General features: G+C 30.4%; 19 protein-coding genes. 7 read left to right on the top strand and 12 right to left on the bottom strand.

The window, feature by feature from the left end; translation table 11 throughout:
* Positions 1-39: 39 nt before the first annotated feature.
* Entirely contained in the window at positions 40-1,278 is a 1,239-nt protein-coding gene (gene pepT / locus G507_RS0100290; RefSeq protein ID WP_026715601.1) for a peptidase T, read from the bottom strand.
* A 73-nt stretch (positions 1,279-1,351) separates the two neighbouring features.
* Positions 1,352-2,749, bottom strand: coding sequence for a class II fumarate hydratase (fumC, locus tag G507_RS0100295; protein WP_026715602.1), 1,398 nt, complete (start codon positions 2,747-2,749; stop codon positions 1,352-1,354).
* A gap of 174 nt (positions 2,750-2,923) precedes the next feature.
* On the opposite strand from fumC, the gene G507_RS17700 reads away from it, so the two are divergent.
* The gene (locus tag G507_RS17700) at positions 2,924-3,097 is read left to right on the top strand and encodes a hypothetical protein (protein ID WP_026715603.1); all 174 of its coding nucleotides are present in this window, start codon (positions 2,924-2,926) and stop codon (positions 3,095-3,097) included.
* Positions 3,098-3,176: 79 nt separating this feature from the next.
* Here the strand turns inward: G507_RS17700 and G507_RS0100305 are convergent, their stop codons facing one another.
* Complete coding sequence (locus G507_RS0100305; protein ID WP_035665307.1) at positions 3,177-5,636, bottom strand: TonB-dependent receptor; 2,460 nt, start codon at positions 5,634-5,636, stop codon at positions 3,177-3,179.
* Between the two features lie 85 nt (positions 5,637-5,721).
* Positions 5,722-6,063 carry an arsenate reductase (glutaredoxin) gene (gene arsC / locus G507_RS0100310; protein WP_026715605.1) on the bottom strand — a complete coding sequence of 114 codons (342 nt, stop codon included), beginning with the start codon at positions 6,061-6,063 and terminating at the stop codon, positions 5,722-5,724.
* 15 nt (positions 6,064-6,078) lie between these two features.
* Between arsC and G507_RS0100315 the strand changes: the two genes are divergently transcribed.
* On the top strand, positions 6,079-7,065 hold the full coding sequence (locus tag G507_RS0100315) for a CPBP family intramembrane glutamic endopeptidase (protein WP_342662419.1): 987 nt from the start codon (positions 6,079-6,081) through the stop codon (positions 7,063-7,065).
* A gap of 11 nt (positions 7,066-7,076) precedes the next feature.
* Positions 7,077-8,123 (top strand): AMP-binding protein, encoded by a 1,047-nt coding sequence (locus G507_RS0100320; RefSeq protein ID WP_026715607.1) that lies wholly within the window; start codon positions 7,077-7,079, stop codon positions 8,121-8,123.
* A 27-nt stretch (positions 8,124-8,150) separates the two neighbouring features.
* Here G507_RS0100320 and G507_RS0100325 read toward each other — a convergent pair whose 3' ends face one another.
* The 5 genes from G507_RS0100325 to G507_RS0100345 form a co-directional block, all read right to left on the bottom strand.
* Positions 8,151-9,068 carry a hypothetical protein gene (locus tag G507_RS0100325; RefSeq protein ID WP_026715608.1) on the bottom strand — a complete coding sequence of 306 codons (918 nt, stop codon included), beginning with the start codon at positions 9,066-9,068 and terminating at the stop codon, positions 8,151-8,153.
* A complete protein-coding gene (locus G507_RS0100330; RefSeq protein WP_026715609.1) occupies positions 9,062-9,577 on the bottom strand; it encodes a TrmH family RNA methyltransferase in 516 nt (171 codons plus the stop codon). Before G507_RS0100330 ends, G507_RS0100325 begins: the two co-directional genes overlap by 7 nt.
* A 54-nt stretch (positions 9,578-9,631) precedes the next feature.
* Positions 9,632-11,248, bottom strand: coding sequence for a M1 family metallopeptidase (locus G507_RS0100335; RefSeq protein WP_026715610.1), 1,617 nt, complete (start codon positions 11,246-11,248; stop codon positions 9,632-9,634).
* A 98-nt stretch (positions 11,249-11,346) separates the two neighbouring features.
* Positions 11,347-12,990, bottom strand: coding sequence for an RluA family pseudouridine synthase (locus G507_RS0100340; RefSeq protein ID WP_026715611.1), 1,644 nt, complete (start codon positions 12,988-12,990; stop codon positions 11,347-11,349).
* 76 nt (positions 12,991-13,066) lie between these two features.
* Positions 13,067-14,710: an acyl-CoA carboxylase subunit beta gene (locus G507_RS0100345; protein ID WP_026715612.1), complete on the bottom strand. Its 1,644-nt coding sequence runs from the start codon at positions 14,708-14,710 to the stop codon at positions 13,067-13,069.
* Positions 14,711-14,926: 216 nt separating this feature from the next.
* Between G507_RS0100345 and G507_RS0100350 the strand changes: the two genes are divergently transcribed.
* Together G507_RS0100350 and G507_RS0100355 are read left to right on the top strand one after the other, a co-directional pair.
* A complete protein-coding gene (locus G507_RS0100350; protein ID WP_026715613.1) occupies positions 14,927-16,432 on the top strand; it encodes an aldehyde dehydrogenase family protein in 1,506 nt (501 codons plus the stop codon).
* Positions 16,433-16,500: 68 nt separating this feature from the next.
* Entirely contained in the window at positions 16,501-16,875 is a 375-nt protein-coding gene (locus G507_RS0100355) for a DUF779 domain-containing protein (protein ID WP_035665311.1), read from the top strand.
* Here the strand turns inward: G507_RS0100355 and G507_RS0100360 are convergent.
* Positions 16,872-17,795 (bottom strand): AraC family transcriptional regulator, encoded by a 924-nt coding sequence (locus tag G507_RS0100360; RefSeq protein ID WP_026715615.1) that lies wholly within the window; start codon positions 17,793-17,795, stop codon positions 16,872-16,874. The genes G507_RS0100355 and G507_RS0100360 overlap by 4 nt on opposite strands.
* Positions 17,796-17,928: 133 nt before the next feature.
* Positions 17,929-19,027 (bottom strand): peptide chain release factor 2 gene (gene prfB / locus G507_RS0100365; protein WP_157496447.1). Its coding sequence is split into 2 segments (ribosomal slippage): positions 17,929-18,963 and positions 18,965-19,027, totalling 1,098 coding nucleotides; the frame shifts between segments, so codons are not numbered across the junction.
* A gap of 47 nt (positions 19,028-19,074) precedes the next feature.
* On the opposite strand from prfB, the gene G507_RS0100370 reads away from it, so the two are divergent.
* Entirely contained in the window at positions 19,075-20,100 is a 1,026-nt protein-coding gene (locus G507_RS0100370) for a threonine aldolase family protein (RefSeq protein ID WP_026715617.1), read from the top strand.
* A gap of 62 nt (positions 20,101-20,162) precedes the next feature.
* Here G507_RS0100370 and G507_RS0100375 read toward each other — a convergent pair whose 3' ends face one another.
* On the bottom strand, positions 20,163-20,486 hold the full coding sequence (locus G507_RS0100375; protein ID WP_026715618.1) for a YbaB/EbfC family nucleoid-associated protein: 324 nt from the start codon (positions 20,484-20,486) through the stop codon (positions 20,163-20,165).
* Positions 20,487-20,555: 69 nt separating this feature from the next.
* Between G507_RS0100375 and G507_RS0100380 the strand changes: the two genes are divergently transcribed.
* The gene (locus tag G507_RS0100380) at positions 20,556-22,691 is read left to right on the top strand and encodes a S9 family peptidase (RefSeq protein ID WP_026715619.1); all 2,136 of its coding nucleotides are present in this window, start codon (positions 20,556-20,558) and stop codon (positions 22,689-22,691) included.
* Positions 22,692-22,698 lie beyond the last annotated feature (7 nt).

Genomic DNA, 22,698 nt, shown 5'->3' on the forward strand with positions numbered 1-22,698 from the left:
TCAGACAACTGAATATCTGAAAATCCTATATTTAATAATCTATTTTTTAGCAGTCAATTCAACAATCTTTATAATTACTTCAGTAGCTTTTACCATACTTTCTACAGGAACATATTCGTATTTTCCATGAAAATTATGTCCACCTGCAAAAATATTTGGACAAGGTAAACCTTTGTAAGATAATTGAGAACCATCTGTTCCACCTCGAATTGGTTTAATTAAAGGTTCAATTCCTAGTTCTTTCATAGCTTTTTCAGCAATATCAACAATATGAAAAACAGGAGTAACCTTTTCTTTCATGTTATAATATTGATCTTTTATTTCTGCTTCACATATATTTTCGCCAAATTGTTTATGGTAAGCTGCATTAAATTCATCTGCAATTGAATAAATTAATTTTTTACGAGCTTCAAATTTATCTTTGTCGTGATCACGAATAATTAATTCAACGGTTGATGCTTCAATTGAACCATTTAAATGATGCACGTGGAAAAACCCTTCATAATCTGTAGTTCTTTCTGGAACTTCATTTTCTGGTAATTTTGCTATAAACTGACTTGCTAATAACATTGAATTAATCATTTTTCCTTTAGCATATCCAGGATGAACACTTTTTCCTTTGAAAGTAACTTTAGCTCCAGCAGCATTGAAATTTTCATATTCTAATTCACCAATCTGACTTCCATCCATAGTGTAAGCCCATTCAGCTCCGAATTTTGCTACATCAAATTTATGAGCACCACGACCAATTTCTTCATCAGGTGTAAATCCAACACGAACTTTACCATGCTTAATTTCAGGATGATTGATTAAATGTTCCATAGCTGTCATGATTTCTGTTATTCCAGCTTTATCATCAGCACCCAACAGAGTAGTTCCATCAGTTGTGATAAGGGTTTGTCCTTTATAAAGTAACAAATCTTCAAAATAACTTGGAGATAAAACTATATTTTGTTCCGCATTTAAAACAATGTCTTTTCCATCATAATTTTCTATGATTTGTGGATTTACATTTTTTCCTGTAAAATCTGGAGTAGTGTCAAAATGAGAAACAAATCCGATTGTAGGAACTTCATGATCAACATTACTTGGTAAAGTTGCCATGATGTACGCATTTTCGTCAATAGTGACATCTTGCATTCCCATTGCTTTTAATTCGTCAACCAATTTGTTTGCCAAATCCCATTGTTTAGCTGTACTTGGAGTTGTGTCTGAATTGGGATCAGATTCTGTATCAATAGTTACGTAACTTATGAATCGATCTATTATTTTTTGCATTTTTTATTTTTTTATTTTCCGTTGGCTAAAGCCGAACGGCAATGAATTATCTGTTTTCTGAAAATCCGAAAATCTATTTTAAAGAACCAACCATATCTTCTGGTTTTACCCAAGCATCAAAATCTTCTTCGGTTACATAACCTAAACGAACGGCTTCAATCTTAAGAGTTGTTCCGTTTTTGTGAGCTGTTTGGGCGATTTCTGCTGATTTGTAATATCCAATTTTTGTATTTAAAGCAGTAACTAACATTAATGAATTATCAACTAATTCTTTAATTCTTGGGTAGTTAGGAACTATTCCAGAAGCGCAATGCTCATCAAAAGACATACAAGCATCTCCTAATAATCTTGCTGATTGCAAGAAATTTGCAGCCATCATTGGTTTAAAAACATTTAATTCATAATGACCTTGTGTTCCACCAATTGTGATGGCAACATCATTACCCATAACTTGAGCACAAACCATTGTTAAAGCTTCAGATTGTGTTGGATTTACTTTTCCTGGCATAATTGAAGAACCTGGTTCGTTTTCTGGAATAATAATTTCTCCAATTCCTGAACGAGGACCAGAAGCCATCATTCGGATATCGTTAGCAATTTTATTTAATGAAACAGCTAATTGTTTTAATGCTCCATGAGATTCAACAATTGCATCGTGAGCTGCTAAAGCTTCAAATTTATTTTCTGCTGTTACGAAAGGCATTCCTGTAAATTTTGCAATGTATTCTGCCACTTTTACATCATATCCTTCTGGCGTATTTAATCCAGTTCCAACTGCAGTTCCACCTAAAGCTACTTCAGATAAATGAGCTAATGTGTTTTTAACCGCTTTTAATCCGTAGTTTAATTGAGCCACATAACCAGAAAGTTCTTGCCCAAGTGTAAGTGGAGTAGCGTCCATAAGGTGTGTACGTCCAATTTTGACTACATTCATATATTCTTTTGACTTAGCAGCCAAAGTATCTCTTAATTTTTCTACTCCAGGAATAGTTACTTCAACGACTGCTTTATAAGCTGCAATGTGCATTCCTGTTGGATAGGTATCGTTTGAAGATTGTGATTTGTTTACATCGTCATTTGCTTTAACCACTGGTTCACCTTCACCAATCTTGAATCCAGCTAAAACTTGAGCACGGTTAGCTACAACTTCATTTACATTCATGTTGCTTTGTGTACCAGAACCTGTTTGCCAAATTACTAAAGGAAATTGGTCGTCTAATTTTCCTTCTAAGATTTCTTCACATACTTGTGCTATAGCATCTCTTTTTTCAGTTGAAAGTACACCCAAATCGCAATTTGCATAAGCTGCAGCTTTTTTAAGGTAAGCAAATCCCATGATTACTTCTCTTGGCATTGAAGCAGAAGGTCCGATTTTGAAATTATTTCTTGAACGTTCTGTTTGAGCTCCCCAATATTTATCTGCAGGAACTTTAACTTCACCCATGGTGTCTTTTTCTATTCTGTATTCCATTTTTATATTTGTTATTTTGTTTTTTTTAGCTTCAGTTATTTCAAAGATTAAACTTTGAATGAACTTCCCAAAATTAATCATTCTAAAACCTTTTTAAAAATAAATTGAAGTATTTATTGCTAAAAAATATAAATACTTTATATTTGTAGAGAATTCATTAAAATTCCGGAAAACATGTTTGAATTTGATCAGTATTTAGGCTTTTTATTATTCTTAACCATTTTAACGATTGGTTTTTGGGTTATGTTCTTTTTAGTTGCTTTCGTACCTTATTGGTTAGGAGGAGCTATTATGGAATTAATCAAAGAAAAGAAAAATAAAAACAAAGATGACGAAGACAAAAAGTAATTTTTGTTTTTAATCAAAAAAAAAGCTCTTTTAGTACTAAAAGAGCTTTTTTGTTATTATTATTATTATTATTATGTTTTTATGGATTACCCATCATTTCATCACCACCACCTTCACCATTTCGTTGGCTTTCTTTTTCTTTTTTCTTATTAAATCTATAAGTGAACGCTAAAGTTATTTGTCTTTGTCTCCATTGAAAAGTTGAATAAGAGGAAACATTATTTAAATCTACTGTATTTCTTCTTTTTCTTGTGTTAAATAAATCACTAACATTCAAAGCAAGTGAACCCTTGTCTTTTAAAATATCTTTACTAAACGATAAATTTACAGTTGTCATATCTAATCGTTTACCTTGTGCATTCTTTTGTGCAGCATTATAAGTTGCATTTGTTTGCCAATCTATTTTATAAGGTAAAGTTACTCTTGATGTTAATCTAGTAAACCAAGTTGATGCAACATTATCAAAGTTTTGAACTACTTCATCGCCTTGAAAGTTTGTATATGAATAATCTCCTTGATTTTCTACTCTATAAAAATTGAAATTTCCATTTAAACGCCACCATTTGTAGGGAGTATAATTCGCATTCATTTCAAATCCTGTTCTATATTCTTTAGCTAAGTTAATTGGAGTACTAATGATTACTGGAGTATTTACAATTACACCGTCAACATTGGTAGTTACAAAGTCACCTGATTCTTTTCTGATGAATTCGAAAGTATTATCAGTAACATTTAAATATATAGAAGAGTTAAAAGTAATTCTGTCCCATTTTTTTAAAAAACCTAAATCTATCACATTAGTATAAGAAGGATTTAAATCTGGATTACCTTGAAAAATATTAATATTACTAGAAAAACTTGAAAAAGGATTTAAGAACCTTCCTCTTGGTCTATTAATTCTTTTACTATAACTTAAAGTAACATTGGTATCATCATTTATTTCATAATTTAAAGTAGCAGAAGGAAAGAAGTTATTGTATTTTTTGGTGTTGTAATCATTGACAGTAATTGAATTTACTTCAATATTACTATCTTCCCATCGAAGTCCAAAAAAGTATGAGAATTTATTAAATTTAGAACCATATTGAGCATAAAATGCATTTACATGTTCTTTATATTCTAATAAGTTTGTAAAAACAGAATTTTCGTTAACTCTAAAATCGGTTAAGTTATTTTGAAAATTACCACGATAACCAGCTTCAAATCTTGAATCTTTTCCAATTGGCAATACATAATCGGCTTGTAATAAGTTTCTTAATTGCGATTGATTATTAAGCGTAACATCCGTAAAAAGAGTTGAAGGATCACCTACAATTTGGTCATAAATTATTGAGTTTTCGTTATCTTGATTTTTAGAAAATGCAACATTTGCAGTTAATTTATGATCTTCTTTTTTAAATTGTTTAGTAAAAATTGATGAATATTCAATACTATATTCTTTACTCAATTGATCGTTTAAACGATTTCTAACGTAAGTCGGATTAAAATCGGCATCATAATAATTAAAAAAAACATCATCTGGATTTGAACCTGATTCTTTAGAGAAAGTTAGTGCGTGAGTCCAAGAAGCCGTTTTAGTTAAAAATAAATCAATTCCATAATTTGCATTGAAAGTTCTATTTAAACGTTGATTAGTTCTTTTTTCATAGATGTAACTATTAGTTGTTCCATCATTATTAAAATATTGGGCATCCGTTGATGAATTCCCTGGAGCATCTCTATAGTTATATCCAAAATTTGAAAACAAATTAAAGGATTCACTTCTAAAATTAATATTTGATGACAAGCCATAAGCAGCAGGATCACCCACAGAAGCTATAACCGAACCATTTATTCCTTGTGCTTTTCCTTTTCTTAAAACTATATTTATAATTCCACCACCACCTTCAGCATCATAACGTGCAGAAGGGTTAGTAATTACTTCGACTTTTTCAACGGAATCCGCTGGTAAAAGTTTTAAAGCATCAGCAATATTTATACCGGCTAACCCAGAAGGTCTTCCATCAATTAAAATTCTAACATTTTCATTTCCACGTAAGGCTACTGTTCCATCAGGATCAACAGTAACAGAAGGAACGTTATTTAAAACATCACTCATCGTACCTCCTTTAACCATCATGTCTTGACCAACATTATAAACACGTTTATCTAGTTTGAATTCAACAGTAGATACATCGGCAATTAATACTATTTCATTTAATTGTGAAACATCTGGTTCTAAAAAGATTGTACCTAAATTTGTATCTGAGTCTATTACTTTGTTATTTGCAACAACGGTTTTTAACGAAATAAATTCATAGCTAATGTTATAAGTTCCTTTTACTACATCTAATTTAAATTCACCTTTTTCATCAGTAACACCACCAGAAACTAATTCGGGTTTATCTACATTTCTTAGAACTATAGTAGCAAACTCTAATGGTGTGTTAGTACTTTTTTCGTAAATTTTACCATTTACGGTTACTTTTGCCATTTGTGCAATTCCTGAATATGAAATCAATAGAATGGTGAAGGCTGATAATAATTTTTTTAGTCTCATTAATTTACTCTTTATAATTTAGTAGATAAGACTGCAAAAATACCTTTTGGTTTAAGCTACAAATCACAAAAGTTTGTTAAATAAACTATAGAATTTCCTTAATTTTTTCTTTTGGTCGGGCAATAATAGCTTTATTGTTCTTTATAATGATTGGACGCTCTATTAATTTTGGATGTTCTATCATGGCATTTATAATTGCATCATCTGATAGTTTTAAGTCTTTATATTGCTCTTTCCAAATGGGTTCATTTTTCCTTACTAATTCTATGGGTTTGTAATTCAGTTTTTTAAGGATGTCTTGTAATTCCTCTTTTGAAATAGGGTTATCTAAATATTTGATAATTTCAATAGGTTGATTTAGCGTTTCTAATTCTAATAGACCTTCACGCGATTTTGAACATCTTGGATTATGGTAAATTTTTATCATGATTTGCTTTTTTAAATGAATTTTTCAGTAAAAAATACTAATTTAGACAAAAATAAAAATAATACTATGTTTATTGCACAAGGAGATAAAAAAGAAAATGAATTTTGGAAATATTTATTGGGTTCTTTACTAGTATTTATAGCATCAATTGTTGGTCAAGTTCCTATTCTAGTAGCAATGCTTTACGAGGTTTTTGTAAATAAAAAAGCACTTCCTTCAACAGAAAAGGATTTATATTCAATGTTTGATTCTAATCTTTTTTTATTTTTGATGCTCGTTTCTTTTTTGTTTGCCCTTTTTGGATTGTATTTTGTAGTCAAAAAATTTCACAACCAAAGTTTTAAAGACATTATAACTTCAAGAAAAAAAATAGATTGGAAACGTTTTTTTGTAGCTTTTTCAGTATGGGCTATTATTTCAATTTCACTCATTTTAATTTCTTATTTTTCAGGTGATGCTGAAATTGAATTACAGTTCAACTTAGTTCCTTTCCTTATTTTATCAGTCATTGCTGTTTTATTGATTCCTATACAAACAAGTACTGAGGAATTAATTTTTAGAGGTTATTTGATGCAAGGGTTTTATAATTTATCCCGAAATAAATGGTTTCCTTTAGTTATGACTTCTGTTATTTTTGGTGGAATGCACTGGTTTAATCCTGAAGTAGCTGAAATGGGACCAATTATTATGGTTTATTATATAGGTACAGGTTTGTTTCTTGGAATTCTTACTTTAATGGATGAAGGAACTGAACTAGCTTTAGGGTTTCATGCTGCCAATAATTTAGTTTCGGCACTTTTAATAACTTCAGATTATAGTGTTTTAAGAACTAATGCTATTTTTAAAGATTTGTCAAAACCAGAAGTTGGTTATGAGATTTTTATGCCCATTATTTTTTATATTGCATTATTATTTCTTTTCACAAAACTGTATAAATGGACTAATTGGAAAGACAAATTAATAGGAAATACATCAGCGCAAAGTCAAGAACCAACAAATTAAATTACATAGAGATGTCAAAATATATACCAAATTATCACAACGTTCACAACAAGTTTAAGTTAAATGGTTTTCATTTGAATGCCGAAGATTTATGTCGTGTAGCTTATAGTTTTATTAAAGAAGGAGAAGATTTTGAAAAACCAGTAGGTGATTTTATTTTGGATTGGTTTGATGGAAAAGAGTTTATAGAAATAAAAACTTCGGGTTCGACCGGAAAACCAAAAACAATTCGAGTTGAAAAGCAAGCCATGGTTAATTCGGCTTTAGCTACAGGTGATTTCTTTGGTTTAGAAGCTGGTGATACTATTTTAAATTGTTTACCGGTAAAATATGTAGCTGGTAAAATGATGTTTATTCGTGCCTTCATTTTAGGTTTAGAAATGGATTTTGTGGCTCCAAGTTCACATCCACTTGAACTGATAGATAAACAATATGATTTTACAGCTTTGGTTCCGCTTCAGGCCATGAATTCTATTGACTTATTACATAATTTTAAAACTATTATTATTGGTGGTTCAGCTGTTTCTTCCGCTTTGGAAAAAGTATTAAAACCTATAAAAGCAAGTATATATGAAACTTATGGAATGACAGAAACCATAACACATATTGCTGCTAGAAAAATGGGAGAAAAAGCCTTTACAACCTTGCCAAATGTAGTTTTATCTCAAGACAAAAATAATTGTTTATTAATTCATGCTTCAGCTATTTCTGATGAAATAATTCATACCAACGATATTGTTGAATTAATTTCTGAAAATAAATTTGTATTTTTAGGTAGGTTTGATAATGTTATAAATAGTGGTGGAATTAAATTAATTCCAGAGCAAATTGAAGCTAAAATGTTGCCTTTTATAAAGAATCGCTTTTTTGTAATGGGTAAACCTGATAAAGAACTAGGAGAACATTTAGTTTTAGTTGTTGAAGGAAAAGAAGAAACTATTGATTTGAGTAAAATTGAAAGCTTAGATAAATATGAAAAACCAAAAGAAATTATTTTTGTAAATAAATTTAAAGATACTGCAACAGGTAAGATTATTCGAAAAGAAAGTTTGGTTTAATTTTTTTAATAAAAATAATTTCAAATTTTAATTCGTAGGAACTTTATTTAATCTTTCTAACATATTTTTTTCTTGTTCAATAGAAGGTAAGCCAATTTTTTTTCTTTCAAAGTTAATTTGGTCTATTTTCTTTGTGTCATTTACTATTGATTTTAATTTGTCAATCCAAGTAATATAATATAAAGGTTCTCCTTTATTTATTAAAGACCATCTGTCTATCAATGATGAATATATTCTTGGATTACAAGTTCCATTTATAATAAATTTAGGCAATGTTTCTTTATAAAAATCATATGAGCCGTTATAACTAAAATGATTAAATAAAATATCTAACGAAAATTTTCCTATTACTTTTTGAGAAGGAAAACCATTTCGTAAAATATAATTTTTGATTATCGAGTCATTAGTTTTGTCAACTTCTTTCATTAATGGTACACTTTCTTCAAAAGTAATATTTTGTCTATTTCTAACTTCTTGATCATTAAATTCTATTATTTTTAATTCTTTAATAAAATCTGAATCTAATCGAGTTTCATATTTTTTTTCTAATTGTTTTATATGGTTTAAATCAAAACTGTTATTGTTAAAAGCAATTGAAAAGATTGAATCTTTTAGCAAATCATCCTTTTTGTATCCAAAATTTGAAATTAAGTTTTCAAGTTCTTTTTTATATTTTTTGTCATTGTCAATTATTATTAATGTTTTAACATATTTTTCATATTCAAAATAGGACATAATGTTTATGGGTTCATATTTATGAAACAAATCTTCTAATTCCGTTTTATACTTTGTATAATTACAAGCATAATATAAACTATCTGCTTCATAGACTTTTAAGTAATATGGAATAAAATTAGCTTCTTTATCTCCAATTTCTGAGTAAGTACTTTTACAAGAAATTAAAAGTGTTATTGAAAATAGAAAGACAATTATACTTCTTACCATTTATTAATATCTTGACATTGTTTAGTAATCTCATAAAGTGCAAAATTTGCAGCTTGAACAACATTCATACTAGAATTTTCGCCAAACATATCTATATGAATTACCTCATTACAATGTTTTAATGTATTTTCTGAAACTCCAAAGTTTTCATCGCCAATTACTAGAATAATTGGACTACTAAAATCAAATTTTTGTTTTTGGATGGATTTACTATTATTTGTTATTTCTAAAGCGATTATCTGATTTTGTTGCTTCATTTCTAAAAGATAAGCTTCAATATTGGTAATGAATTTATAAGATACATATTTTTCAGTAGCTCTTGAAGTTTTTTTCATCTTACGAGAAATAATGGATGATTCATCACCATTAAAAACAATTTCTTGAATTCCAAAAGCATCACAAATTCTAAATAAAGAACCAATATTTGGAGCATTAGTTACATTTTCACATAAAACAATAATAGGAAATTTTTGTTTTTTGAAACTTGTAGTATCGTGAGTTAATTGCATCGGTGGTTTAGTGGTCAAATTTTATAATTATAAATCTTTCAATCTTTCAATCTTTTAATAAACCTTAATATAATATTTATCAGTTCTTACTTTAATTTCATCTGGAATCGAAAGAACCGGAATTGGTGAAATCTGGTATTCACTAGTCACTAAAACTCGTTTTCTTACTCCGTTTATTTCTATTTCAACTGGCATTTCGAAATTTGGTTCATCGGTTTGCCATTTGTATTTGAAAGTATTTTTATGTTTTTTCAACACTAAAACTGGAATTGTAGTGTGTTTCAAATATTGATTAAAAAAAGGAGTCATATCATGACCTAATTCTTCGCTAAAGAAATCAATAACCGTTTTAGTATCAATAATTTGCTTTTTGTAAGTGTTTGAATATTTTAACAACATAGCCCACCATTTTGAGTCATTATTAGTAATATGTCGCAACGTATTTAACATCAATGCTCCTTTATAATACATATCTCCAGAACCTTCTTTATTCACACCATAAAAACCAATAACAGGTCTGTCATTCAAAACATTTTTAGATTGACCGTTGATGTATTTTTGAGATTCTTCATACCCTTTTGTACATTCTAAAAATACTGATTCTGAATAAGTTGTAAAGGCTTCATGAATCCACATATCAGCAATATCCTTACTTGTAATGCTGTTTCCAAACCATTCGTGACCAGTTTCGTGAATTGTTATAAAATCAAAGGATAATCCAATTCCGGTTCCAGATAAATCTCTACCCATGTAGCCTTTTTTGAACTTATTTCCATAAGCTACAGCGCTTTGATGTTCCATTCCTAAATAAGGAGTTTCTACTAATTTGTAACCATCTTCATAAAATGGATATTGTCCAAATTTCTCTTGAAAACAATTCATCATAGGCTTTACATCAGCTTCAAAGTGAATTTTTGCTTTTTCCTCATTTTCACGTAAAACATAATAATCCAAATCTAAACCATTTAAATTATCATGAATATGAACATAATCAGCAATATTCACCGTAATAGAGTAGGTGTTTATTGGATTTATAACTTCCCAATCCCAACGAGTATAACCATTTTTTAAATCTTCTTGACCTTTGAATCTTCCGTTTGATACATTCATTAAACCATTTGGAAGAGCGACTTTTATTGTTGCACCTTTGTCTGGTTCATCTGTTTGTGAATCTTTCACAGGATACCATAAACTTGCACCAGTTCCCTGAACAGCAACTGCAATAAAATCTTTTCCATTACTATCTTTTTTGAATACAAAACCACCATCCCACGGAGCATTTTTAGCAATTATAGGTTTTCCAGAATAGTAAAAACGTAACTTTTGTGAGGTATTTTGAGCTAATTCTGAATGAAAGTTGATAAAAACAGCATCATTATCTCGTTTATAAGTCAATTTTTGTTTGTTGAAAACGATTGAATCAATAGTCATGTTTTCAAATAAATCCAATTGAATCTTTTTTGTATTTTGAAGGACATCAAACGTAACTTCATTATAACCAACAATGCTTTTTTCTGCTGGATTTATTTTGATATTCAAATCATATCGTTGCACATCATAACAAGAACGTTCAAAACGCATTCCACCTTGAAGTGAATCTCTACGAGTAAAATTTTGTGCATTTGTTCGAAAAAGACTGAATAATAAAGTAAGAAGGATTAGTTTCTTCATGATTGGATTTTAAAATTCAAATATAATGATTTAGTCGATTAATCGATTATTTGAAAGTTAGATTATTCGAAATATCTATAAATCGAACAATCTAATAATCAAAAATCAGCTTCAACCGTAAAACTCATTTCTTTTTTAGAAATTGGATGCACAAAAGTCAATTGTTCAGCATGAAGATGCAATCTGTTTGCTTTTTTTCCATATAAATCATCACCAACAATTGGAGTTTTTAAGCCTAATTCGTGTGAAGCGTGTATTCGCAATTGATGCGTTCTTCCTGTAATGGGATAAAAATAAACTTTAGTTTTGTTGTCTTTAACTTCAATTTTTTGCCATTTGGTTTGCGCTTTTTTTCCGTGTTCGTAGCAAACTAATTGTCTTGGTCTATCGTCTAAATCAACGCGTAAGGGAAAATCAATAAATCCTTCATTTTCTTCAATAATTCCGTCTAAAAGAGCAACATATCTTTTCTTAATTGTTCTTTTTATGAACTGACTTTGCAACTCTTTGTAAACATCTTCGTTTTTAGCTAAAATCATAATTCCAGAAGTTGACATGTCTAAACGATGGACAATTAATGGTCCGGTTGCATTTGGATATAAATCTTTAACTCTTTGATAAACTGAATCTTTTATTTGTTTTCCAGGAACAGATAAGAATTCAGCTGGTTTGTTGATTAAAACTAAATAGTCATCATCATAAATAATTGAAATATCCTTTCCTTCTGCTGGATTTTGTTCAAAAGGATTTTGTTCCATTTCTAAACCTTCCAACATGTGTTGCATTAAAATAGGCTCACATTTGCTTTTACAAGCAGGATAAAATTGTTTGTGTTTTCTGATTTCGGAATTGGGTGATTTTCCCCACCAAAATTCAGCCATTGCTATTGGTTTTAATTCATTGGCAAAAGCATAATGCAGTAATTTTGGAGCAGCACATTCTCCTGCACCAGCTGGTGGATTTTCTTCAAAAATTTCTCCAATACTTTTGAGTTTTCCATATTGATTTAGAAATGCATATTCAGCGAAAAGCCTTTGTTGTAAATCAGCAGATTTTTGTTTTCTATCTAATTTTAAAGATTCAATTCTTGAATTTATTATGTCAAAATCTTTTTGTGAAGCTTCAATTTTGTAATTCCAGAATTGTGTCATTTTTTTTAACAGAATTCCTTCTTGTTTGCTGGCTTCTTTTAGTTCTTCTTCATTAAATGTTTCTGATTTACGAATTTCATCACGCAACTTTTTCTGAACTTTGATGTTATTCTTTTGGTTTTGAATATCGTTGAAAGCTTCTGTTTTAGTGTTTTCTAAATTTTGAAGAGCATTTTTATATTCATCTGAATTTTCTAAACCTTCAATTTGCTTTGTGATTTGATTTAGTTCGTTTTCACCAATTTTATAAAATCCTTTTTCATCCAACATATCATAAATTGTTGGAACAAATTTTTCATGATGATTTGAATCAGCTAATTTTCCAGAAAAAGCCCATAATTGTCCGATTTCTCCAACTTCATTTTGGCAAATTAAAATCCCAAACATTTTTCCAATTACTAAACCTTTTTGAGTTGCATCTAATCCAAAATTATGTTCAAAATCGGTTTGATTTTCTAAATAATTTTGTAATTCATTGGAAGCAATGACACTAAATTCATGAGGTTCATAATAAAATGGAAACGTAAATTTTTCAGGTAAAGAAATTCCCGAAATATTAGTTTTGAAAGGTTGAAATTTATGGTTAATCATTTGGCAAATATACTTTCTAAAAAAGAAAAATCCACTGAAATTTCAATGGATTTTATACAATAATTTTGACTTAGTATTAAACTTGAATCACACCTAAATTAAACTTTTTCTCAATCGGAGAATGGTTTGCTGCTTCAATTCCCATAGAAATCCAAGTTCTTGTGTCTAATGGATCAATTATTCCGTCTGTCCATAAACGTGAAGCTGCATAATAAGGTGAAACTTGTTCGTCATAACGTGCTTTAATTTTATCAAATAATTCTTGTTCCACTTTTTCATCAACTACTTTTCCTTGTTTTTTTAGTGAAGAAGCTTCAATTTGCGCTAATACTTTTGCTGCTTGAGTTCCACCCATTACAGCTAATTCAGCACTAGGCCAAGCAAAAATTAATCTAGGATCATATGCTTTTCCACACATAGCATAATTTCCTGCACCATAACTATTTCCAACTACAACCGTGAATTTTGGCACAACCGAATTGGCAACTGCATTTACCATTTTGGCACCATCTTTAATGATTCCTCCATGTTCTGATTTACTTCCAACCATGAATCCAGTTACATCTTGCAAGAAGACTAACGGAATTTTCTTTTGGTTACAATTCGCAATAAAACGAGTGGCTTTATCTGCTGAATCTGAATAAATTACACCACCAAATTGCATTTCACTTGGTTTCGTTTTGGCAGCTGTTGTTTTAACAACTTTTCTTTGATTAGCTACTATTCCAACTGCCCAACCTTCAATTCTAGCATAACCTGTAATTAAAGTTTGTCCGTAACCGGCTTTGTATTCATCAAATTCTGAATTATCTACCAAACGATTGATGATTTCCATCATATCATATTGTTCGTTACGGGCTTTTGGTAAAATTCCGTAAATATCTTTAGGCTCTAAAGCTGGTTTTTGCGCTTTTACACGATTGTAACCTGCTTTATCATAATCACCAATTTTTCCAACTATACTTTTTATTCTGTCTAAAGCATCTTTATCATCTTTGGCTTTAAAATCTGTCACACCACTAATTTCACAATGCGTTGTTGCTCCACCAAGAGCTTCATTATCAATAGTTTCACCGATTGCGGCTTTTACTAAATAACTTCCTGCTAAGAAAATACTTCCTGTTTTATCAACGATTAAAGCTTCATCACTCATGATAGGTAAATACGCACCACCAGCAACACAACTACCCATTACAGCAGCGATTTGGGTAATTCCCATGCTACTCATTATGGCATTATTTCTAAAAATTCTACCAAAATGTTCTTTATCTGGAAAAATTTCATCCTGTAAAGGCAAATAAACTCCAGCAGAATCCACTAAATAAATAATTGGCAATCTGTTTTCCATAGCAATTTCTTGCGCACGAAGGTTCTTTTTTCCTGTAATTGGAAACCAAGCACCAGCTTTTACTGTAGCGTCATTTGCTACTACGATACATTGTTTTCCTGAAACATAACCAATTTTAATTACTACTCCTCCAGAAGGACAACCACCATGTTCTTCATACATTCCTTCTCCAACAAAAGCTCCGATTTCAATACTTTTAGATTTTTCATCTAATAAATAATTGATTCGTTCACGAGCTGTCATTTTACCTTCAGCATGTAATTTATCAATACGTTTTTGTCCACCACCCAATTTTACTTGCGTTAGTTTACGTTTCATATCAGAAACTAATAATTTATTGTGGTCTTCGTTTTTGTTGAAATTTAAATCCATTTACTAGTGTTGTTTTTAGAATTGCTAAATTAATCAAATTCATTTAATTCTTTTCAATTAATAAAAAACAATTTTTATCTATTTCAATTATTTATAATTTAAAAAAAAGTTGTTAAATTTATCATAATGATAAATTAATGCTATTTATTGAACGATTTGTGCTATTTTTTATGAAGTAATACAAGTAACTTTGAAAAAACTAAAAAATCATAAATTATGAGTAAAATAACCGAAAGACCAAAATTTCAAGAAAAGTATGATAATTTTATTGGTGGAAAATTTGTTCCTCCAGTCAAAGGAGAATATTTCGACAATATATCACCTATAGACGGAAAAGCATTTACAAAAGTGGCTAGATCTACCATGGAAGATGTTGATTTAGCTATTGATGCGGCTGAAGAAGCTTTCAAAACATGGGGAAAAGCATCTCCAGCTTACAGAAGTAAAGTGATGAATCAAATCGCTGATATTATGGAAGCGAATTTAGAATATTTAGCGACTGTAGAAACTATTGATAATGGTAAGGCATTAAGAGAAACTATGGCTGCGGATTTACCTTTATGTATAGATCATTTTAGATATTTTGCAGGAGTAATTCGTGCAGATGAAGGAACAATTTCTGAACATGATGAACATACGGTTAGTATTTGTCTACACGAACCTTTAGGGGTTGTAGCTCAAATTATTCCTTGGAATTTTCCTTTACTAATGGCAACTTGGAAAATGGCTCCAGCAATTGCAGCGGGAAATTGTACAGTCGTAAAAGCAGCAGAACAAACTCCTACTTCTATATTGGTTTTTATGGATTTAATTAAAGATGTATTGCCTCCTGGAGTAATCAATATAGTAAACGGATTCGGAATTGAAGCTGGAAAACCTTTGGCTTCTTCTCCAAGAATTAAGAAAGTATCTTTTACAGGAGAAACTACAACTGGACGTTTAATTTTACAATATGCTTCAGAAAATATTATTCCAGCAACAATGGAATTGGGTGGAAAATCACCAAATATTTTCTTCAGTTCAGTAGCAGCACAAGATGATGCATTTTTTGATAAAGCGATTGAAGGAGCAGTAATGTTTGCCTTAAACCAAGGTGAAATTTGTACTTGTCCTTCAAGAATTTTAGTTCAGGAAGATATTTATGATAAATTCATGACAAGGGTTATTGAAAGAGTCAAGGCAATTAAAATTGGTCATCCCTTAGATCCAACGGTTATGATGGGAGCTCAAGCTTCAAATGATCAATATGAAAAAATTCAATCCTATTTAAAAATTGGTAAGGAAGAAGGTGCTGAACTTTTAGTAGGTGGTGAAGTAAATCATTTAGAAGGAGAATTAAGTACAGGATATTATATTCAACCAACAGTTTTTAAAGGAACGAACAAGATGAGAATTTTTCAAGAAGAGATTTTTGGACCTGTAGTTTGTGTAACAACTTTCAAAACGGTTGAAGAAGCTATCGAAATTGCAAACGACACTTTATACGGATTAGGTGCAGGAGTTTGGACAAGAGATGCTCACGAATTGTATCAAGTGCCTAGAGCTATTGAAGCAGGTAGAGTTTGGGTAAATAATTACCATGCATATCCAGCACATGCCCCATTTGGAGGTTATAAAAAATCAGGATTTGGTCGTGAAAACCACAAAATGATGTTAGATCATTATAGAAATACTAAAAATATGCTTATTTCTTATGATAAAAATAAGTTAGGTTTCTTTTAGTAGATAATTAATTTCATAACAAAACCTAGCAGTTTTATAGCTGTTAGGTTTTTTAATTTAGTAAAAGTATGATTAAACGAATAGAAAGTACAGAAAAAGCCAACGAATTAATAGCACAACTTAAAGATAGAAATGGCGACTTAATGTTTCATCAAAGTGGAGGTTGTTGTGATGGTTCACAACCTATGTGTTTTGAATTAGGCGATTTTAAAATTGGAAATAGTGATGTTTGCTTGGGAAGTGTTGAAAATTGTAAGTTTTGGATGAGCAAAGATCAATTTGAATATTGGAAACACACCCATTTAACATTAGATGTAGTGGAAGGAAGAGGAGCAAGCTTTTCTCTAGAAATACCTTACGGGAAAAGATTTATTATTCATTCCAGATTATTTACGGAGGAAGAAGCTACTAATTTAGAACCTTTGACTTATTTAGAAGACTAATTAATATATAAAAGTTGGTATTGCTTTGGTGTAATGCCTTCATGCTTTTTGAACAAACGAATAAAATAATTACAATCATCAAAACCAGATTCAAAACAAACTTCATTGATTTGCAGTTTTGGGTTTTTCAATAAAGATTTAGCATACTTTATTTTTTCATTTAGAATGAATTCAACAGGACTCATACCCAACTCTCTTTTGAAGAAACGGTAGAATGAAGTCGAACTCATACAGGCTTTATCACTTAATTCCTTTAAATTAAAATTTTCGCGAATATTACTCCTAATAAATTCCATTATAGGTACAATAGGATTATTAATATCTATAACTGTATTGGTTTCGATGGCTCTTACATTTTGCGATTGAATAATTCTTACTAAAAGTTCTTGTAAAGTCAAATCTGCCAAAGCATCTTTTGTAATTGAAGTACTCATGCATTCTTTTATCAATTTATTGATAGTGGTGCTGAGTTCTAAATTGTTATAAAAGAAATAATTTTCATGGTCTAATTTCCAAAAATTACCTTTTCCATCTTTAGGGTATCTTTCATTTAAAAAGCTCAATGTTTCTTGAATTTTCATTTGATCAATTGCTAGAGCTAAACATTGTGTCGGATTGTTTTTTGAAGCTTCAGGAAAATCAATTTTCATTTCTACGTTGGAAGGAATCAGAACGGTTTCACCAGGTAAATAATCAAATTCAGGATCATCAAACAAATGCATTACTTTTTTACCGCGTAGCATACTAGTCACTACTAAATCATTGAATTTTAAAGGAACTTTTTGTGAAGTTTCATAAGTTTCAAATAAATTCAATTCGCAATTATTTAGCGAATAGATAGTTCTATTTTCCACTAAAGTTTTTAGTGATTTTTCCTTTGTAAGTGAAGGTTTATTCAATAATTTTTTTAGACTTCCCATAAATATTTTAATTCACAGCTAAATATATGAAAAGTATTTAAATAGGAATGAATTTTTATAATTTTTAACAGTTGTTGTAAAAATAAAAAACCCTTCAGTTAAGAAAGGTTTTTTGAATTATTTATTTGGAGTTTTATTCTTCTTCTTTTTGTCCCATTAACATTAAATAGGCTTTCAAGAATTTATCAATATCTCCATTCATTACTCCATCAACATCGCTTGTTTCTGCTCCAGTTCTTACATCTTTTACCAATTTATAAGGTTGCATCACGTAATTTCTTATTTGAGAACCCCATTCAATTTTCATTTTACCAGCTTCTATATCACTTCGTTGTTCTAATTGTTTTTTTAGTTCAATTTCGTACAACTGTGACTTTAACATTTGCATAGCTCTATTACGATTGTCGTGTTGCGAACGTGTCTCAGAACACTGAATTTGAATTCCAGATGGTTTGTGAAATAACTGAACTTTCGTTTCTACTTTATTCACATTTTGACCACCAGCACCGCTTGAACGAGCTGTTGTGATTTCAATATCAGCTGGATTGATTTCAATTTCAATAGTATCATCCACCAAAGGGTAAACATAAACCGAAGCAAAAGAGGTATGACGTTTGGCATTGCTATCAAAGGGAGAAATACGGACTAACCTATGTACTCCATTTTCACCTTTCAAATATCCAAATGCAAAATCTCCTTCGATTTCTAAGGTTACGGTTTTTATTCCAGCAACATCACCTTCTTGATAATTTAATTCTTTGATTTTAAATTTTTGCTTTTCGGCCCACATCATATACATACGCATAAGCATGGCAGCCCAATCGCAACTCTCTGTACCACCAGCACCAGCTGTAATTTGAAGTACTGCACTTAGACTATCACCTTCATCAGAAAGCATGTTTCTAAATTCAATTTCTTCAATATGAGCGATTAACTCATCATAATATGATTCAACTTCTTCATCTGTCATTTCACCTTCTTTGTGAAAATCCAACATAATTTGAAGTTCTTCATTCATATCAACAGCTTTCGTGTAATCTTCCACCCACTTTTTCTTTGAGCGTAAGTCTCTTACAACAATTTCTGCCTCTTTGGCGTTATTCCAAAAGTCAGGTGCAAATGTTTTTTCTTCTTCGTTAGTGATCTCAATTAATTTCCTATCGACGTCAAAGATACCTCCTTAACGCACCAAGGCGATTAATAATATCCTTTACATGTTCTGTATTTATCATAATTTATGTAATTTTGTAACACAAAAATAGTGATTCCTTTTGATTCTATGGAAATAAATTTAATAAGTGATACCGTAACAAAACCAAGTGTTGGAATGTTACAAAAAATGTTTAATGCAAAAGTTGGTGATGATGTCTATAAATCAGACCCTACTGTAAATCTATTTGAAGAAACAGTAGCTGATTTATTTGGTATGGAAGCTGCGCTGTTTTTTCCTTCGGGAACTATGGCAAACCAGACTGCTATAAAATTACACACCAATCCAGGTGAACAAGTTGTATGTGATAAATATTCGCATATCTATCATTATGAAGGTGGTGGAGCCTCTTTTAATAGTGGTGTTTCATGTAATTTACTTGATGGAAAAAGAGGTTTAATAACAGCGGATTTAGTTAAAAACGGAATTAATGATCCTGAATTTTATCACGCCCCTTTAACATCTTTAGTAAGTCTTGAAAACACTACAAACAAAGGAGGTGGTGCTTGTTATGAGTTGAAAGAACTTCAAAAAATAAAGCAAGTTTGTGACGACAATAATTTGAAATATCATTTAGATGGTGCTCGTTTATGGAATGCAATCGTAGCCAAAAAACAACATCCTAAGGAGTTTGGGAAATTATTTGACACAATTTCTGTGTGTTTTTCAAAAGGTTTGGGCGCACCAGTTGGTTCTGTTTTATTAGGCTCTAAAGAGGATATGAAACGTGCCTTAAGAATCCGAAAAATATTTGGAGGAAATATGCGTCAATCTGGTTATTTAGCTGCAGCAGGATTATATGCTTTAGAAAATAACGTGACTCGTTTAGAAGAAGATCACAAAAAAGCCAAAGAGTTAGAAGAATTATTACTTTCATTTTCTTGGATTGAAAACGTTGAGCCTGTTGAAACAAACATTATAATTTTTAACTTACATAAAGCTATTGATGAGAAGCTGTTTTTAGAAAAATTAAAACAAAAAAACATTCATATTAGCTCAATGGGACATGGTAAATTAAGAATTGTGACCCATTTAGATTATAAAGAAGTTATGCATACTTACGTAAAAGAAACTTTGAGTAAGTTTCATTTTTAAGTACTTTTACTATAAAAATCCCAAAAGTCATTTCTAGTAAATGACTTTTGGGATTTTTTGTTTTATCCAAACATATCCATTCCTGGAATATTAGGCATGCCTTCTTTAGCTACAGCAGCTAATTCTGTTTCGTTTACGTTTGTTGCTTTTTCAATGGCTTTGTTGAAAACAGTTATTAAATAGTCTTCCAACATTTCTTTATCAGCCATTAAATCATCGCTAATTGACACATTTTTGATCGTTCTATTTGCTGTTAAAGTGACTTTTAAAAAACCATCATTGCTTTGTTCATCTACTAAAACGTGGTCTAATCTTTTTTTAGTTTCTTCTACTTTTTGTTGGGTTTCTTTAAGTTTACCCATCATTCCCATCATATCTCCAAACATTGTTAATAATTTATTTATTGATTAAAGAACAAAATTAGTAAATTGCATCTGAAAATCAATCTAAAAAACATGAAAAATAATCTATTTATTGTTGCATTATGCCTTATTTTTGCAACTTCTTGTAAAAAAAATAAAGAATCAAAAATGAGTCAGAACATTGCGCCTCCTATGGCAAAAGTAAAGGATACGATTTTAGAAAAACATGGTGATAAAAGAAATGATCCCTACTATTGGTTAAATGACAGAGAAAATCCAGAAGTTATTGACTACTTGACTAAAGAAAATGAATATTATGATAAAATAACGGCTCATACTAAAGCTTTCCAGAAAGACTTATTCGAAGAAATGAAGTCAAGAATAAAAGAAGATGATGAGTCTGTTCCTTATTTTTATAATGGTTATTATTATATGACTCGTTTTGAAAAAGGAAAAGATTATCCAATATACTCTAGAAAAAAAGGTAGTTTAGAAGCTAAAGAAGAAGTTATTTTTAATTGCAATGAAATGGCCAAAGGTCATTCTTATTTCAGTTTAAGTGGATTGAGTGTAAGTGAAGATAATAAATGGGTTTCTTTTGGTATTGATTTAGTATCAAGAAGACAATATACGATCCAAGTCAAGAATTTGGAAACTAACGAGATTCTTCCTGAAAAAATATTAAATTGTAGTGGAGGAGCTACATGGGCAAGTGATAATAAAACTATTTTTTATGTAAAAAATGATTTAAAAACATTGCGATCTGATAAAATTTACCGTCACACAATAAACACTAATTCTTCAAATGATATTTTGGTTTTCGAAGAAAAGGACGATACATTCAATACTTTTGTTTACAAAGAGAAATCAAAGAAATATTTAGTTATTGGATCATCAAGTACATTAACTAATGAATATCAAATATTAGAATCAGACAATCCAACAGGAAAATTCAGGTATTTTCAAAAAAGAGTTCGAGGTTTAGAATACAGTATTTCTCATTTTGGGGATAGTTTTTATATCGTGACAAATAAAGATAAGGCAACAAACTTTAAGTTGATGAAAACGAACGAAAACAATACTTTACAAGAAAACTGGACAGATGTTATTCCGCATAGAAAGGAAACTTTATTAGAAGGAATCGATATTTTTAAGGATTATTTAGTAGTTGAAGAAAGAACGGACGGCTTACATAAAATTCAAATTAGGCCTTGGAGTGGAGTAGGAGCATACTATTTACCTTTTGAAAGTGAAACATATACAGCTTATACAACAACGAATCCAGATTTTGACACAAATATACTTCGTTACGGTTATCAATCGCTAACAACTCCTTCTTCAGTAATAGATTTCAACATGAAAACTAAAGAGAAAAAAATACTAAAAGAGCAAGAAGTATTAGGAGGAAAATTTGATAAAGATAATTATGTAGAAGAAAGAATTTGGGCTACAGCAAAAGACGGAACAAAAATTCCGATTTCATTAGTTTATAGAAAAGGGATGAAAAAAAATGGAGAAAATCCAGTTTTGCAATACGCTTATGGTTCTTACGGTTATTCCATGGATGCTTATTTCTCAACAACTCGTTTAAGCCTTTTAGATAGAGGATTTATCTACGCTATAGCACACATTAGAGGTGGAGAAGATTTAGGTCGAGAGTGGTATGAAAATGGAAAATTATTAAAAAAAATGAATACGTTTAGCGATTTTGTAGATTGTTCAAAATATTTAATAGGTCAAAAATACACTTCACCTAAGCATTTATATGCAGAAGGAGGTTCAGCTGGCGGTTTGCTAATGGGAGTTGTAGTAAATATCGCACCTGAATTATACAATGGTGTCATAGCACAAGTTCCTTTTGTGGATGTAGTAACAACTATGTTAGACGAATCTATTCCATTAACCACTGGAGAATATGACGAATGGGGAAATCCAAATGATAAAGAGTATTATGACTATATGAAGTCTTATTCACCATATGATAACGTAAAAGCACAAGATTATCCTAATATGTTAATAACTACGGGTTTACACGATTCTCAAGTGCAATATTGGGAACCTGCCAAATGGGTAGCTAAGTTACGAACAAAAAAAACTGATAAAAATATTTTATTGCTAAATACTAATATGGATGCAGGTCATGGTGGTGCTTCAGGAAGATTTGAACAGTTAAAAGAGACCGCAAAAGAATTTAGTTTTCTATTAAATTTAGAAGGAATTGAGAAATAATAAAAAA

The sequence above is a fragment of the Flavobacterium gelidilacus DSM 15343 genome (assembly GCF_000422685.1).
GTDB classification, from domain to species: domain Bacteria; phylum Bacteroidota; class Bacteroidia; order Flavobacteriales; family Flavobacteriaceae; genus Flavobacterium; species Flavobacterium gelidilacus.

Excerpts from the sequence above, each read along its gene's own strand:
- pepT (WP_026715601.1), bottom strand. The coding sequence starts at position 1,278 with ATGCAAAAAATAATAGATCGATTCATAAGTTACGTAACTATTGATACA.
- fumC (WP_026715602.1), bottom strand. The coding sequence starts at position 2,749 with ATGGAATACAGAATAGAAAAAGACACCATGGGTGAAGTTAAAGTTCCT.
- G507_RS17700 (WP_026715603.1), top strand. The coding sequence starts at position 2,924 with ATGTTTGAATTTGATCAGTATTTAGGCTTTTTATTATTCTTAACCATT.
- G507_RS0100305 (WP_035665307.1), bottom strand. The coding sequence starts at position 5,636 with ATGAGACTAAAAAAATTATTATCAGCCTTCACCATTCTATTGATTTCA.
- arsC (WP_026715605.1), bottom strand. The coding sequence starts at position 6,063 with ATGATAAAAATTTACCATAATCCAAGATGTTCAAAATCGCGTGAAGGT.
- G507_RS0100315 (WP_342662419.1), top strand. The coding sequence starts at position 6,079 with ATGAATTTTTCAGTAAAAAATACTAATTTAGACAAAAATAAAAATAAT.
- G507_RS0100320 (WP_026715607.1), top strand. The coding sequence starts at position 7,077 with ATGTCAAAATATATACCAAATTATCACAACGTTCACAACAAGTTTAAG.
- G507_RS0100325 (WP_026715608.1), bottom strand. The coding sequence starts at position 9,068 with ATGGTAAGAAGTATAATTGTCTTTCTATTTTCAATAACACTTTTAATT.
- G507_RS0100330 (WP_026715609.1), bottom strand. The coding sequence starts at position 9,577 with ATGCAATTAACTCACGATACTACAAGTTTCAAAAAACAAAAATTTCCT.
- G507_RS0100335 (WP_026715610.1), bottom strand. The coding sequence starts at position 11,248 with ATGAAGAAACTAATCCTTCTTACTTTATTATTCAGTCTTTTTCGAACA.
- G507_RS0100340 (WP_026715611.1), bottom strand. The coding sequence starts at position 12,990 with ATGATTAACCATAAATTTCAACCTTTCAAAACTAATATTTCGGGAATT.
- G507_RS0100345 (WP_026715612.1), bottom strand. The coding sequence starts at position 14,710 with ATGGATTTAAATTTCAACAAAAACGAAGACCACAATAAATTATTAGTT.
- G507_RS0100350 (WP_026715613.1), top strand. The coding sequence starts at position 14,927 with ATGAGTAAAATAACCGAAAGACCAAAATTTCAAGAAAAGTATGATAAT.
- G507_RS0100355 (WP_035665311.1), top strand. The coding sequence starts at position 16,501 with ATGATTAAACGAATAGAAAGTACAGAAAAAGCCAACGAATTAATAGCA.
- G507_RS0100360 (WP_026715615.1), bottom strand. The coding sequence starts at position 17,795 with ATGGGAAGTCTAAAAAAATTATTGAATAAACCTTCACTTACAAAGGAA.
- G507_RS0100370 (WP_026715617.1), top strand. The coding sequence starts at position 19,075 with ATGGAAATAAATTTAATAAGTGATACCGTAACAAAACCAAGTGTTGGA.
- G507_RS0100375 (WP_026715618.1), bottom strand. The coding sequence starts at position 20,486 with ATGTTTGGAGATATGATGGGAATGATGGGTAAACTTAAAGAAACCCAA.
- G507_RS0100380 (WP_026715619.1), top strand. The coding sequence starts at position 20,556 with ATGAAAAATAATCTATTTATTGTTGCATTATGCCTTATTTTTGCAACT.